Below are 14,346 nucleotides of genomic sequence, written 5' to 3'. Positions count from 1 at the left end.
TAGTGACACAAAAAGAAAGTGCTCTTAATAAAAAAAATTCCAGTTGGTCAGGTCGATTTAACGAGCCAGTTGCCGATTTGGTGAAAAAATATACAGCTTCAGTCGGGTTTGATCAGCGTTTGGCGGTATTCGATATTCAAGGCTCCATTGCGCATGCGCAAATGTTAGGCGCACAAAAAATCATCAGCCTGGATGATGTTAATGCGATTGAAGCTGGTTTAGCTGAAATATTGCTAGAAATCGAGGCGGGTCAGTTTGAATGGCTATTAGATTTGGAAGATGTACATTTAAACATTGAAAAGCGCCTGACTGATAAAATCGGCGACGCAGGTAAGCGCTTACATACTGGCAGAAGCCGCAATGACCAAGTGGCAACTGATGTAAGGTTGTGGTTACGAGCAACTGCAGATGACGTGATTCTGGGCTTAAAAAAACTACAGCTTAGTTTGTTAGATTTGGCAGAAGCGCATTATGACACTGTAATGCCAGGATTTACGCATTTGCAGGTAGCGCAGCCAGTGACGCTTGGCCATCATTTAATGGCCTATGTTGAAATGCTCAAGCGTGACACAGAGCGTTTTGTTGATTGTAGAAAACGCATCAATAAACTCCCATTGGGTGCAGCGGCGTTAGCAGGGACTAGTTATCCGATAGACCGCGAGCTGGTTGCGAAAAAATTAGATTTTGACGGTGTTTGCGAAAATTCATTAGACGCGGTTTCTGACCGAGATTTTGCCATTGAATTTACCTTTGCAGCATCATTGGTCATGACGCATCTATCCAGATTATCTGAAGAACTGATTCTCTGGAGTTCGCCAAGATTCGCTTTTATTGACATTGCAGATAGGTTTTGTACTGGCTCATCAATTATGCCGCAAAAAAAGAACCCCGATGTGCCAGAACTGGTGCGCGGAAAAACGGGACGAGTCTATGGGCATTTAACGGCATTGCTTACCTTAATGAAAGGCCAGCCGCTTGCTTATAACAAAGATAATCAAGAAGATAAAGAGCCGCTGTTTGATACGGCCGATACTTTGCTTGTGACTTTGGAAATTTACGCAGATATGATGCGTGGCATTACCGTAAACAAGGAAAACATGCGCCAGGCAGCGAGTGAAGGTTTTGCTACTGCCACGGATTTAGCGGATTATCTGGTTAAAAAGGGCATGCCTTTTAGAGATGCGCATGAAGTTGTGGCATTAGCCGTGCGTTACGCGGTTGATAAAAAAGTAGATTTAAGTGATTTGCCGTTAGCAAGCTTGCAACATTTTGCTTCAGAAATCAGTGATGATGTCTATGCCGTACTAACGCTGGAAGGCTCGCTGAACAGCCGCAATCATATTGGCGGAACTGCGCCTGCACAAGTAAAAGCGGCGATTGCTCGCGCCAGAAAATCAATCAACTAGCAAAGTGAACAATAAAATTTGATTTTTAGCGATAAAAAATTCAAAAAACTTAACGTAGCATTGGCATTCATGCTTGCTATGCATAGTAATTTTTCGCTCGCTGAAAATATGCTGCAGGATGCATCGTCAACTGAACAGACGACTTTGCAAGTATTAGAATCAGCACCGGATCAGGAATCGACCAATATTACTTGGCCATTACTTTCTGGTGAAAGTGTTCAAAGTTTAGCCGCCTTGTTTTATCCAAAAAACAAAAAAATGCAGCGCTTGTTTATTCGAAAAACATTGCAGCTTAGCGGTGAAATTCGCCCTAATCTGAACGCTTACACCACGACTAATCAGGCCAGTTTGATTATTATTCCTGATATCAAATCCTTGGCTAAATATAGCGGAAAAATCAAATCTGCACCAACTAAATCAGCAAGTGCCGGCAAGCAGCCAAAATTGCATATGAGTTATGGCCTTAAGGATGCTGAGAAGTTTGCACTAAGCCCTGAAATGCAGGCTGATTATGAAGCGTTGGTGAAGAAAAATGAGAAACTCAAGCAAGACTTAGATAAGCTGAATGCAAAATTAGCGCATTTACAGCAAGTCATGGTGGCGCTTGATGTCGAAGTAAAGCGAGTCCAGAGCCTGCCTGAACCTGACACTATCTCTAAACCTTTGCCTGATGGCCCTGTTTTAATGGCAGTACCAGTACCAATACCAGCGACAGAAGCAGTCGCGAATAAACTAAAGAATCCAGATGAGGTTAAGGTTAAAGATGACGCTGTAAAAATTATAGCCACTCCACCACCAGTGGTTAATCCGTCAGTTTCTATACCAGCAGTAGCTAAATCGCCAGCATCTACCTTGCCAGCTGTCAGTAAAGAACAAGAATTGTTTTTCTCCAGGTATTTATTAGAGATTGCCGCATTAATGCTTGTGTTGGGGCTGGCATTTGCCGTGTTCCTTTATAGGCGTAGGCAGGCGAGAAAATTTAGCTATTTTACGGCTGATAGTCTGCAGCCCATGGATAAAAAAGAATTCATTAGCGCAACATCTTCAGTTGATGAAGCGGACAACAGGCAGACGCCAAGCGAGTTATCTGCCGACATTATGGACAATGATTTGGATGCAATCATGTCTATGAAAAATAAGGCAGAGGGGGATATGGTGTTGGAGCAAGCCAAAATATACGTCAATATTAATCGCCAAAGAGAAGCGATTATGCTATTAAAATCACAGATTCAGTCGACCCCTAAAACTTCGTTGCATCATTGGTTAGCTTTGTTGGATATTTACCGCCAAACCAATCAAAAAGAAGAATTTTTAGATTACGCAAAGCAGTTGCATCAGACTTTTAATGTAATGCTGCCGACATGGGATAACGCACCGCTACCTATGGTTGTTGCAACTAGTTTAGAAGAGTTCCCTCATGTCATGGAACACATTATCGAACTTTGGACTTATTGCGATATGAACGAAGAAAAATCTGCGGAAACAAAGGCTTATTTAGATACACTGTTAACTGATAATCGAGATAGTGAACGAGCTGGGTTTGGGCTGGAGGTCTTGCAAGAAATTATGCTGCTGCGTGACTTGTTAGATGTGCGAGAGAAGCTGGCGCATGACGATTAAAGATATTTTTCAGTTAAACTAAAAACAGCTCAAGCAGTTCATTTAAAAAACGTTGCCCCAGCAAAGTTGGCTGTATTTTACCGTTCTCAATGATTAATAATCCTTTGCTTTGAGCTTTTTTAATGGCAGTTTCTAGCCGTTTAATATTCAAACCAGTTCGCTGCTGAAATAAATCTAACGGCACACCATCAGTCAATCGCAATGTATTCATCATAAATTCAAAGCCAAGCTCATCTTGACTAATCGACCATTTGCGCTCTATTGCCTTACCCTGTAAAGCTTGTTCCATATAAGCTTTAGGGTGTTTAGCACGTGTTTCGCGGGTAATTTTATCGTGATAGCTCAATTTGCTGTGCGCACCCGCACCGATACCTAAATAATCGCCAAATTGCCAATAATTCAGGTTATGTTTGGCTTGTTTACCCTTCTTCGCAAAGGCCGAAGTCTCATAATGCTCATAGCTATGTTGCGCTAGCAATTTTTCAATTTCAATCTGCATATCACTGCTAGTGTCATCGTCTGGCAGGCTGGGTGGTGTACGGTAAAACGGCGTGTTGGGTTCTAGCGTTAAATGATAAAACGATAAATGCGCCGGGTTTAGCTGTACTGCTGTTTGAGCGTCTTGCATGGCGTCTTTTAAGCTTTGATTTGGTAACCCATACATCACGTCACAATTTACTTGCTCAAAAGTTTTAAGTGCAAGTTCTATTGCCTGAAACGCTTGGTCTCTATCGTGAATACGGCCTAAAGCTTTTAAATAGTCATTATTAAAACTTTGTATGCCTAATGACAGCCTGTTTACACCAGCCTGTTTATAACCAACAAAATTGGCAGCATCTACAGTGCCAGGGTTGGCTTCCAGCGTGACCTCTGCATCAAACTCCAGCGGCGTGAGCATACGCACATGACTTAAAATACGGTCTATAGATTCGGCCGAGAATAAGCTAGGAGTACCACCACCAAAAAATATACTTTTGATTTTTCTTCCCCATACTTTGGGCGTGGCAAGCTCAAGGTCAGCAATCAACGCATCCACATAAGCGGATTCCGGGAAGCTTTTTTCTGGATTTTGACCAATTTTGTGGCGACTTTCATGTGAATTAAAATCGCAATACGGACATTTTTTTACACACCACGGAATGTGAATGTATAACGACAGCGGGGGAGGATTGGTCAGGCCAGATAAAGTAGCCTCTCCCGCTAACGGCGCGATGCTGTTAATCGGCTTGGGGCTAAATGTTGCCGCCGCCATAATTTCAATGATTTTTTTGATATGGATTCACCAAAGCATCAACAAGATGATGAAGTGCCTCACGCATTTGTGCCTCACTCACTTCCATCAACAACCCGTCTTCAAATGCATCTTGGGCAATTTGTTTGATTTCGTCAAAGTTCTCAGTCATGACTTTTACTTTTTCGGTGCAGGAAACAACGCTGTTGTCATCCCGCACCCATCTAGGCCATGCTTCGTTATTAGGCTTATTCATGACTTAGCCGTTCTAGTTTTTGTAATAATTTTGTCATTGCATGCCCACGATGACTGATGCGGCTTTTGATTTCCAGTGGCAGTTCAGCGACAGTTTTTCCAGTTTTGGCATCAAGAAAAAGCGGGTCATAGCCAAAACCGTCTGTGCCGCGATATTCAGTCAAGATTTCGCCTGCCCACAGACCTTCAGCGATGAGAGGCTCTGGGTCGTGTTCGTGCTGTACTAGTACCATCACACAGTAAAAATGCGCATGACGGTTTTTTTCATTAGCCATGACTTCTAGTAGTTTTTGATTGTTATTCTCGTCGGACTTGGGCTCGCCCGCAAACCGTGCAGAAAGCACGCCTGGCCCACCTTGCAGGGCATCTACACATAAGCCGGAATCATCCGCGAGAGCCGGCAGGCCGGTATGTTTACTGGCATGGCGCGCTTTAGCGAGCGCGTTTTCGATGAACGTGCAAAAAGGCTCTTCGCATTCAGGAACATTAAGTGCAGATTGCGGGATGATTTCAATTTGCAGAGGTGAGAGTATGTGCTGAATTTCTCGCAGCTTACCTTTATTACCTGAGGCAATGACAAGCTTGCTAAACACTTAATACCTCATTTTGTTTGTTAATGAGCTGCGCTATGCCATGTGTAGCTAATGTTAGCATGTCATTCATTGCATCTCGACTAAATGGCTCGCCTTCAGCAGTGCCTTGAATTTCAACAAAACCGCCGTCAGTCGTCATGACCACGTTCATATCGGTATCGCAATCAGAGTCTTCAATATAATCTAAGTCCAGCACAGGTAAGCCTTTATAAACGCCTACAGAAATTGCAGCTACGGATTGTTTGAGCGGGCTTTCAGTGATCTTGCCGCTCGTTAATAAAGTCGTAATTGCATCATGCAGTGCTACATAAGCACCTGTGATGCTGGCGGTGCGTGTTCCACCATCGGCTTGAATGACATCGCAATCCATATGAATACTGCGCTCACCTAATTTTTCTAAATCAATAATAGCGCGTAAAGAGCGGCCAATCAGACGCTGAATCTCTTGTGTGCGACCTGATTGCTTGCCCTTTGCAGCTTCTCTATCCATGCGACTGCCGGTAGAGCGTGGCAACATGCCATACTCAGCAGTCACCCAGCCTTGCCCTTTACCCTTTAAAAAACCAGGCACTTTTTCTTCTACGCTGGCGGTGCAAAGTACGTGAGTATCACCAAATTTTACCAGTACAGAGCCTTCAGCATGTTTGGTGTAATGGCGGATGATTTCAACATCGCGCAATTGGTTATTGGCGCGTTGACTGGGCCTTATGGTGTTTGAAATAGTTTGGCTGGGTTGCATGCTGCTAATCCTGTGGTAGTGTCGGTTACTTACGTTTGGTTTTTAGTAAGGCTTGTTGTATTGCCTCAATGGTACTTTCAATTTCATCGTCGGTTAAGTCTATGTCCGTTGCGCCATCTGGCTGGTTTTGCTGATTTGGATTAGTAATTGGATTCATAATGGTTGTGGTTGTGCCCATTGCCATAGAAATAGTCGAAACGGCCAAATTGCTGCTTTGCTTATCGCCCCATTGTAAGCCAATCGCACTCATATTGTCGCCTTGTTCCTGGCTGGCGCTTTCAGCCTTATTGAGTAAAGCTGTAATGCCGTCAGTAATCGATGGACGGTTGAGTATGTGTTTAATTTGGCCATCTGCAACGGCACCCCAAACACCATCAGTGCATAATAAAATAGTGTCGCCTTCGGCCAATTCTTGCCTATCAGAAAGGTCAATTTTTGGAGGGATGTCTCCGCCCAGGCAGCTATATACTTTGTGGCGATAAGGGTGTGTCGACATATCATCTTTATTGATAATGCCCTTGCTATACAAAGATTGCACTATTGAATGGTCTTCGGTGCGATACAGCAAGTGCCCATCTCTAAAATGATAAAGCCGAGAATCACCCACATGCGCGCAATACAGCACACCACGCTGCACTACTGCAGCAACGATTGTGGTGCGTGGCGACTCCAGCATTTCGCGCTCTTGCGTAAGCTGGTCTATCATGTCGTGGACTTGTTGAATGTGCTCGATTAAAAATTTGGCAGGGCTAGAAAGCGTGGGTACGGCTAAACGCTGAAAAGCATCAGTCATGGTGGTGACTGCAAGTTGCGCTGCGATTTCGCCATGCCGATGTCCGCCCATGCCGTCTGCCACCACGAGCAATAAGGCATCTTTACTGTAAGAGTAAGCCAGCCTATCCTGATTATATTGGCGCGGTCCTTGCAGGCTATTTTGGTAAATAGTAAATTTCATGGCAATTTATTTGTTAAGAGTGGGTTTATTCAGCGTTTTTTTATTATGTTTTTATTTAGCGGACGTTGATTTCATGGAGATGGGTTTATTCAGCACATCAACAATCTTATTCACCAGACTGGTTTTTTTCTTGGGCTCAGGTTTAGTATCCAGCAATGCTTTTTGTAATGAAAACACACTTTGCGGACGCTCAAGGTAATCTAAACTCAAGCATTTATCAATAATTTCCAGTAAATTCTGAGAGTAATTATCTTTGCCTAGTTTGACTGCCGGAATGAGTAAATCATTTTTAATCCGCTGATTGGCGGCTGGTGGCGATGTGCGTGTCAGGCAAGAGTACATTGTTGCGCCTATGCTATAAATATCGCTCCAGGGACCCAATAATTTTCTATCGTAATATTGCTCTGGTGATGCGAAACCAGGAGTATAGCTGGGCGAGAATTTTTCTAGATTTTCGCTTAATGCTTGCCTCGCAGAGCCAAAATCTAACAGTACCGGAGAGCCATCTAGTCGAATGTAGATATTGGCTGGCTTAATATCTAGGTGTAAAAGTTTATGGGTATGCACTTCCCGCAAGCCATTGGATAACTCGCTAAATACCCGTCTTATAAATTGTTCTGAAACTAAGCTTGTTTGCCCCAAAATATATTCTTGCAGCGATTTTCCACGTTCATACTGCATCACCATATACACGGTTTCATTCGCACGAAAAAAATTAAGTACGCGTACGATATTTTTATGGTCGATTTTAGCGAGCGACAAACCCTCGTCAAAAAAGCATTTAAGCCCACGCCTAAAAAGCACAACATCATCAACATTAGGCACCACTGTCGCACTTTCGGTACGTAAAGCGATAGATGTAGGTAAGTACTCTTTAATTGCGACGGTATTTTTGTCTTTATCACGCGCCAAATAGACGAAGCTAAACCCGCCAGAGCTTAAGACTTTTCTGATTTCGTAGTCTTGTAACTGGTAACCGGTAGGTAGAGCAAAATTCTCAGTAGCTGACACTTGATATATATTTGTTCTGTAGGATATTTTAATTATGCTTAAATCAAGCTAAATGTTGCTCTAAAAGTTAGAGTACATTCAGCAATATAACGCGTAATTGACTGTAATTAAAGTTATTTGTGTAGATAATTATTTTTTTATTTTGGCATGAAACGGCCTGTATTTGATACCATGATGCCAATTTAATTGGTTTTGATTAGGAATTTGACCCATGACATTCAGCATGACTGGTTTTGCCGCACTAGAACAACCCTTAGATAACGCAACGTTGATACTGGAATTGCGCGCAGTAAACAGCCGTTATCTGGATTTGCATTTTAAACTCGATGAAAATTTAAGAAGTCTGGAACCCAGCATACGCGAGTTGATAAGCGCGCAATTAAGCCGCGGCAAAATTGAATGCAAAATCAATTTAATACAACGCGTTCAAGCTGGTAAAGCGATGCAATTAGATGATGCCTTAATGCAGCAATTGGCGGCGATGCAAGAAAAAGCACGGTTGAATTTTCCACAAAGCAGCCAATTAACGATTGCCGATATTTTGCGTTGGCCTGGGGTGGTGATAAACGATGTAATAGGTACCGACACGCTGATAGACGATGTTAAGAAACTGGTACAGAATGGGCTAAAAGACCTTAACGCCTCCCGTGGCCGAGAAGGCGAAAAGCTAAAAACGCTTGTGTTAGAGCGGCTTAGCCAAATTGAATCATTGGTGACCAAAGTAAAGCCATTATTACCCGCACTCACCAAAGAATATCAGGCAAAGCTGGAAAGTAAACTTCAAGAAAGCCTTAAAAATATAGACCAAGAGCGCATCGCGCAGGAGTTGGTGTTATTTGCCCAGCGCATCGATGTGGATGAAGAACTCACGCGTTTAACGGCACATGTCTCTGAAGTAAAACGTATTTTGAATAGCGACGCACCAGCAGGCAAGCGTTTAGACTTTTTGATGCAGGAGCTCAATCGAGAAGCGAATACTTTAGGTTCAAAATCCGTTTCAGTGCAAACTACGCAGGTGTCAATGGAGCTAAAGGTGCTGATAGAACAAATGCGCGAGCAGATTCAGAATATTGAATAAAATATAGAATAGCTAATGCAATGGAATCAACTAAATTTATCGTAAAATAAGCGCATGACAACAGGTAACCTTTTTATTATCACTGCGGCGTCTGGGGCAGGCAAAACTAGCTTGATTAAAGCCTTGCTGGCAAAAGACGAGCATTTGAAACTATCCATCTCCCACACGACACGCAACCCTAGGCCTAGCGAAGTCAATGGGGTGGATTATCATTTTGTGGATGACGTAATATTTTTACGTATGTTGGGCGAAGCGCAGTTTTTGGAAAGTGCAGAAGTGCATGATGCGCGTTATGGGACTTCACAATCAGCTGTGGAAGCACCTTTGCAGGCAGGTTTCGATGTTATTTTAGAGATAGACTGGCAGGGTGCGGCGCAGGTACGCCGCTTGTATCCACAGGCAATCAGCATTTTTGTATTGCCACCATCAATTGAAGCCTTGGAACGCAGACTTAATGGTCGCGGTCAAGATAGTGCAGAAGTGATTGCCAAGCGGGTTGCAGCCGCAAGGACAGAAATGCGCCACGTGAGTGAGTTTGATTATGTTACAATCAACGATGATTTTGATGTTGCGTTACAAGACATTAGCGCAATTATCCGCGCACAGCGGCTTGTAAGTTCAGTTCAACTTCAGCGCTATGCAAGTTTGATTCAAACACTTACATAATCAGCCTAAATTATTCGTAATTGCTTTACGCATATTTATGCATACCTTTTATTTTCATTGTAGCTAACAACAGGAAACACCATCATGGCACGTATTACAGTAGATGATTGCTTAGACAAAATCCCAAATCGCTTTCAGTTGACTTTAGTCGCTGCTTACCGCGCGCGTCAACTGCATAATGGCGCTGAACCGCTCATTAATACGCAAGGCTTGCGTGACAAGTCTACTGTATTGGCATTGCGAGAAATTGCAGCGGGTAAAATTGGTGTAGAAATTTTAAATCGCAGCCACTCTTAAAATAATATAGTTAAATACATCAGTATTTAGATATTTTGTAGTGAAAGCGTCATGCCAAAAACCGCATCACATCATAACGCGGAATCATCAAGACCTGATTCGACACAATTAGGTTCGGCACCCTTGCTGCCTGCGGACAGCGAGGATTCAGCCCTAAGCTTACGTCTTAAGCAATACCTAAAACCTCAAGATATTGAACAAGTGTGGGGCGCATATCGCTTCGCTTTTCAGGCACACGAAGGCATAGTGCGCAAAACGGGTGAGCTGTACATCACGCATCCTGTATCGGTGGCTTGTATATTGGCCGATTTACATATGGACGTGCCTACTATTTTGGCGGCATTGTTGCATGATGTGGTAGAAGATACCGAGATTACGACGCATGATATTGCCGAAAAATTCGGTCAGCAAGTAGCCGAATTGGTCGATGGACTCACTAAGCTAGATAAAATTGAATTTCAAAGCGCAAGCGTTGCGCAGGCAGAAAACTTCAGGAAAATGCTGCTTGCCATGTCACAAGATGTGCGAGTGATATTGGTGAAGCTGGCAGATCGTTTGCATAATATGCAAACACTGGAGGCGATGAAACCTGAAAAACAAAAACTCATCGCCAAGGAAACACTGGAAATCTATGCACCCATTGCCAACCGGCTGGGTTTAAATGATATTTACCAAGCGCTTGAAGATCTAAGCTTTCAGTATCTTTATCCTATGCGCTTCCGCGCTATCTCTAAAGCTATTATGGCCGCCAGGGGTAATCGCAAAGAAGTCGTCAGTAAAATATTAGAGTCAATTAAGCAGCAATTGATTAGTTTGAATATTGATGCGGAAGTGTCGGGTCGAGAAAAGCATCTTTACAGTATTTACAAGAAGATGAGTGGTAAAACGACGACGTTCTCGCAAATTTATGACATTTACGGCTTTAGAGTAGTTGTTAAAGACTTACCTAGTTGTTATCTTGCGTTAGGTGCACTGCACGCGCTATATAAGCCAATCCCCAGTAAATTTAAAGATTATATTGCGATTCCGAAAGCCAATGGTTATCAGTCTTTACACACGACTTTATTTGGCCCGTTCGGTACGCCGATTGAGGTGCAGATTCGTAGCACAGAGATGCACAATATTGCCGATGCAGGTGTTGCCGCGCACTGGCTATATAAGGCAAGTGATGCCCAATTAACTGCCCTGCAGCAACAAACGCATCAATGGTTGCAGCGCTTGTTAGAAATCCAAAGCGAGAGCTCGGATTCACTGGATTTTCTTGAGCACCTTAAGATTGATTTATTCCCAGACGAAGTTTATGTATTTACTCCCAAAGGTAAGATTTTGGCGTTGCCTAAGGGTGCCACGGCTGTAGATTTTGCCTATGCGGTACATACTGATATTGGCAATAGTTGTGTGGCGGTCCGAATCAATCACGAATTAGCGCCTTTGCGGACGGAGTTGCACAATGGTGACCACGTTGAAATTATCACGGGCTCACTCGCCAAGCCAAATCCAGCATGGCTTAACTATGTAGTTACAGGCCGCGCGCGCGCGCATATTCGCCATTTCTTAAAGGCGCAACAATCGACTGAATCAGCACAGCTTGGTGAACGCATGCTTAACCAGGCTTTACGTGCTTTGCATGTCGAACCTAATCAAGTGACTGAGCAGCACTGGCAGAAACTGATACGCGATTATGGACTTAAAAAGAAATCGGAAATCTTGACTGATATCGGTCTGGGTAAGCGTCAAAATGTGATGGTGGCGCATCAACTATTAGCGATGGCAGAAGTTGTAGTGGAGCCGCCCGAGGGCACCATAGGTAGATTTTTGGGAGGCAAGTTCTTAGGCAAGATTTTTGGTAAAACTACTAAAAAGTCCTTAGATACCATCACCATACGTGGCTCAGAAGGTATGGCGGTGCAATTTGCACAGTGTTGCAGACCGATTCCAGGCGACCCAATTCTAGGTTTTATCAATAAAGATAAAGGGTTGGTCGTTCATACACATGATTGCCCGGCAATACGCAAGTTCCGTTTGGACCCGGATAAATGGCTAGACGTGGAATGGGAGCCGGAAAGTCAGCGTTTATATAAAACTAATCTCAATTTAACCGTGGCAAATCAACCAGGCATGTTGGCAAAAATTGCCTCAGGCATCGCCGATGCAGGTTCTAATATTGATAATGTCAGTGTAGAAGAAGAAGATGGTAGTGCATATGCCAACCTTTACTTTACCGTACAGGTTAAAGACCGTATTCATTTAGCAGAGTTAATGCGTGGTTTACGCAAAATACCTGATGTGGTGCGAATTAACAGAACTAAAGGTAATGCCGCTGGTAATGGTGCAAAAAAATCTTCTCAATAATATGCAGTTAGCATTGTTATAACTTGGTTGTGACAAATCTTTCCGAAATAAAGGCATTCAGCAAACCGCTGATTGCAAACTTGAATAAGCTGGGCATCAACACTGTTCAAGCGCTACTCCTGCATCTCCCGCTACGTTATATAGATGAAACACACGTGACTAGTGTGCGTGATTTACGCCTTGGAGAACCTTCACAGGTAGAGGGCGAAATTGTGCATGCTGAAGTTACATATAAACCCCGTAAAGCCTTAATAGCAAGGCTTGAAGATACAAGTGGCCAGCTTACTTTACGATTTTTGCATTTTTACCCTAGCCAAATTGCTACACTTAAAGTGGGTGCTAAATTGCGGGTTTATGGCGAAGTTCGCAGTGGTTTTTTTGGTTATGAGATGGTGCATCCGACTTGTAAAACGGTGGGTGAGAAAACCACGGTGGCAGAAACTTTAACGCCTGTTTACCCAACTGTTGCGGGGCTTACGCAAGCCAGCTTGCGTAAAGCCATCGCCATTGCGTTAGCGCAAAATGTTTTGAATGAAACCTTGCCCGCATACGCCTATCAGCAAGCTCAATTAGAAAATTTTAGCTTCCCAAGTTTTTCTCAAAGCCTAAAAAGCTTACACAACCCACCACCAGATGCCGACTTACAAGGTTTAGAAAACAAAACCACGCCCGAATGGCAACGCTTAGCTTTTGATGAGTTGCTCGCACAGCAGCTTTCTATGCGCAAACACTATGCACGCCGCCGCAGCGTGAATGCGCCACAATTCAAGCCGTCTAAGCAATTGGTTTCGGCATTGTTAAAAAGTCTGCCTTTTGCGTTAACGCAAGCACAGCAAAAAGTGGCGCTAGAAATTGAGCGAGATTTGACCCAGTTGCACCCTATGCAACGCCTTTTGCAGGGCGACGTAGGTAGCGGTAAAACCATAGTCGCGTGTATGGCGGCACTGCAAAGCATAGAAAGCGGCTGGCAAGTCGCGCTAATGGCGCCTACTGAAATTCTAGCCGAGCAGCATTTTAGAAAAATGCAGAGCTGGCTTACGCCGCTAAAAATTCAAATCGCCTGGCTCACGGGTAGCCAATCAAAAAAAGACCGCGACACGGCCATGCAATCTATTGCCGATGGTAGCGCGCAGTTAGTGATTGGCACGCACGCTTTGTTTCAAGAAGCTGTGCAATTTAAAAAATTAGGTCTAGCAATTATTGATGAGCAGCATCGCTTTGGCGTGCAGCAACGTCTAGCCTTGCGGCAAAAAGGCCAGCCAGAGCCGCACCAGCTCATGATGACGGCAACACCTATTCCACGTACGTTATCCATGAGTTATTACGCAGATTTAGATGTTTCGGTGATTGATGAACTGCCGCCTGGCCGAACGCCGATTGTGACTAAGTTAGTATCCGATGGTCGCCGTGATGAAATTTTGCAACGTGTGCGTGAGGCCTGCATGCAAGGCAATCAAGCCTATTGGGTATGTCCGTTGATAGAAGAATCTGAAGCCCTTCAGTTGGCGACAGCTAACGATACATATGCCTTAATGCAAAACGAATTTCCAGAATTACAAGTTGGCTTGGTACACGGCCGCATGAAACCTGCAGAAAAGCAAGCAGTCATGGCAGCCTTTAGCGCAGGCGATTTACAATTGCTAGTGGCCACCACGGTGATAGAAGTCGGCGTAGATGTGCCTAATGCCAGTTTAATGGTCATTGAGCACGCCGAACGCATGGGTTTGAGTCAACTGCATCAGTTACGCGGTCGCGTTGGCCGTGGAGCCGCAAAAAGCACTTGCATCCTGCTTTATCAAAACAAACTTTCTGAAACCGCCCGAGCAAGACTGAAAGTAATCTATGAAAGTAACGATGGTTTTGCAATTGCCCAAGCCGACCTTAATTTACGTGGCCCAGGTGAATTTTTAGGGGTGCGTCAAAGCGGTGTACCCATGCTAAAAATCGCAGATTTAAATCGAGATGGTGATTTGCTGATTGTCGCTAAAACGTTGGCTGAAAAGCTGTTGAAAGAATATCCAGCAGAAGTAGAAGAACATTTGGATAGGTGGATGGGTAGCGCAGGCGAACTGGTGAAGGTTTAGAATCATGCAATCTAATCTGATAGGCACTCAGTGCCATTCACGTGAAAACTTTTAGCGGT

At 43.8% G+C, this 14,346-nt stretch carries 13 protein-coding genes; 7 read left to right on the top strand and 6 right to left on the bottom strand.

Translation table 11 applies throughout. From position 1 onward, the window contains the following. The first annotated feature begins 2 nt into the window (after nucleotides 1-2). Nucleotides 3-1,406, top strand: coding sequence for an argininosuccinate lyase (gene argH, locus Q8J82_RS12275; RefSeq protein ID WP_305328408.1), 1,404 nt, complete (start codon nucleotides 3-5; stop codon nucleotides 1,404-1,406). A gap of 78 nt (nucleotides 1,407-1,484) precedes the next feature. Beyond that, nucleotides 1,485-3,026 (top strand): FimV family protein, encoded by a 1,542-nt coding sequence (locus Q8J82_RS12270; protein ID WP_305328407.1) that lies wholly within the window; start codon nucleotides 1,485-1,487, stop codon nucleotides 3,024-3,026. A 13-nt stretch (nucleotides 3,027-3,039) separates the two neighbouring features. Here Q8J82_RS12270 and hemW read toward each other — a convergent pair whose 3' ends face one another. Genes hemW through Q8J82_RS12240 form a run of 6 tightly spaced genes read right to left on the bottom strand, consistent with a single transcriptional unit; the run spans nucleotide 3,040 to nucleotide 7,810 of the window. Further along, complete coding sequence (gene hemW, locus Q8J82_RS12265) at nucleotides 3,040-4,278, bottom strand: radical SAM family heme chaperone HemW (RefSeq protein WP_305328406.1); 1,239 nt, start codon at nucleotides 4,276-4,278, stop codon at nucleotides 3,040-3,042. 4 nt (nucleotides 4,279-4,282) lie between these two features. Continuing rightward, nucleotides 4,283-4,513 carry a hypothetical protein gene (locus Q8J82_RS12260; protein WP_305328405.1) on the bottom strand — a complete coding sequence of 77 codons (231 nt, stop codon included), beginning with the start codon at nucleotides 4,511-4,513 and terminating at the stop codon, nucleotides 4,283-4,285. Beyond that, nucleotides 4,506-5,105, bottom strand: coding sequence for an RdgB/HAM1 family non-canonical purine NTP pyrophosphatase (rdgB, locus tag Q8J82_RS12255; RefSeq protein WP_305328404.1), 600 nt, complete (start codon nucleotides 5,103-5,105; stop codon nucleotides 4,506-4,508). Before rdgB ends, Q8J82_RS12260 begins: the two co-directional genes overlap by 8 nt. Then, the gene (gene rph, locus Q8J82_RS12250; RefSeq protein ID WP_305328403.1) at nucleotides 5,098-5,844 is read right to left on the bottom strand and encodes a ribonuclease PH; all 747 of its coding nucleotides are present in this window, start codon (nucleotides 5,842-5,844) and stop codon (nucleotides 5,098-5,100) included. The genes rdgB and rph overlap by 8 nt, the downstream gene beginning before the upstream one ends. A gap of 25 nt (nucleotides 5,845-5,869) precedes the next feature. After that, nucleotides 5,870-6,799, bottom strand: a complete 930-nt coding sequence (locus Q8J82_RS12245) for a PP2C family serine/threonine-protein phosphatase (RefSeq protein ID WP_304908808.1) — start codon at nucleotides 6,797-6,799, stop codon at nucleotides 5,870-5,872. A 51-nt stretch (nucleotides 6,800-6,850) separates the two neighbouring features. After that, nucleotides 6,851-7,810 (bottom strand): serine/threonine-protein kinase, encoded by a 960-nt coding sequence (locus Q8J82_RS12240; RefSeq protein ID WP_304890711.1) that lies wholly within the window; start codon nucleotides 7,808-7,810, stop codon nucleotides 6,851-6,853. A gap of 211 nt (nucleotides 7,811-8,021) precedes the next feature. On the opposite strand from Q8J82_RS12240, the gene Q8J82_RS12235 reads away from it, so the two are divergent. From Q8J82_RS12235 to recG, 5 genes are all read left to right on the top strand, one after another. Further along, nucleotides 8,022-8,888: a YicC/YloC family endoribonuclease gene (locus Q8J82_RS12235; protein ID WP_305328402.1), complete on the top strand. Its 867-nt coding sequence runs from the start codon at nucleotides 8,022-8,024 to the stop codon at nucleotides 8,886-8,888. A gap of 54 nt (nucleotides 8,889-8,942) precedes the next feature. Next, nucleotides 8,943-9,554, top strand: coding sequence for a guanylate kinase (gene gmk / locus Q8J82_RS12230; protein WP_304890709.1), 612 nt, complete (start codon nucleotides 8,943-8,945; stop codon nucleotides 9,552-9,554). A gap of 84 nt (nucleotides 9,555-9,638) precedes the next feature. Next, complete coding sequence (rpoZ, locus tag Q8J82_RS12225; RefSeq protein WP_304890708.1) at nucleotides 9,639-9,851, top strand: DNA-directed RNA polymerase subunit omega; 213 nt, start codon at nucleotides 9,639-9,641, stop codon at nucleotides 9,849-9,851. A 51-nt stretch (nucleotides 9,852-9,902) separates the two neighbouring features. After that, a complete protein-coding gene (locus tag Q8J82_RS12220) occupies nucleotides 9,903-12,203 on the top strand; it encodes a bifunctional (p)ppGpp synthetase/guanosine-3',5'-bis(diphosphate) 3'-pyrophosphohydrolase (RefSeq protein WP_305328401.1) in 2,301 nt (766 codons plus the stop codon). 29 nt (nucleotides 12,204-12,232) lie between these two features. Then, the gene (gene recG, locus Q8J82_RS12215) at nucleotides 12,233-14,287 is read left to right on the top strand and encodes an ATP-dependent DNA helicase RecG (protein WP_304908804.1); all 2,055 of its coding nucleotides are present in this window, start codon (nucleotides 12,233-12,235) and stop codon (nucleotides 14,285-14,287) included. Nucleotides 14,288-14,346 lie beyond the last annotated feature (59 nt).

It is taken from the genome of Methylotenera sp. (genome assembly GCF_030684185.1).
In the GTDB taxonomy this organism is placed as follows: domain Bacteria; phylum Pseudomonadota; class Gammaproteobacteria; order Burkholderiales; family Methylophilaceae; genus Methylotenera.
The sequence above is the reverse complement of the archived record's forward strand: the minus strand, read 5'-3'. Positions and strand labels throughout refer to the sequence as shown.

Excerpts from the sequence above, each read along its gene's own strand:
- Q8J82_RS12270 (WP_305328407.1), top strand. The coding sequence starts at position 1,485 with ATGCATAGTAATTTTTCGCTCGCTGAAAATATGCTGCAGGATGCATCG.
- hemW (WP_305328406.1), bottom strand. The coding sequence starts at position 4,278 with ATGGCGGCGGCAACATTTAGCCCCAAGCCGATTAACAGCATCGCGCCG.
- Q8J82_RS12260 (WP_305328405.1), bottom strand. The coding sequence starts at position 4,513 with ATGAATAAGCCTAATAACGAAGCATGGCCTAGATGGGTGCGGGATGAC.
- rph (WP_305328403.1), bottom strand. The coding sequence starts at position 5,844 with ATGCAACCCAGCCAAACTATTTCAAACACCATAAGGCCCAGTCAACGC.
- Q8J82_RS12245 (WP_304908808.1), bottom strand. The coding sequence starts at position 6,799 with ATGAAATTTACTATTTACCAAAATAGCCTGCAAGGACCGCGCCAATAT.
- Q8J82_RS12235 (WP_305328402.1), top strand. The coding sequence starts at position 8,022 with ATGACATTCAGCATGACTGGTTTTGCCGCACTAGAACAACCCTTAGAT.
- gmk (WP_304890709.1), top strand. The coding sequence starts at position 8,943 with ATGACAACAGGTAACCTTTTTATTATCACTGCGGCGTCTGGGGCAGGC.
- rpoZ (WP_304890708.1), top strand. The coding sequence starts at position 9,639 with ATGGCACGTATTACAGTAGATGATTGCTTAGACAAAATCCCAAATCGC.
- Q8J82_RS12220 (WP_305328401.1), top strand. The coding sequence starts at position 9,903 with ATGCCAAAAACCGCATCACATCATAACGCGGAATCATCAAGACCTGAT.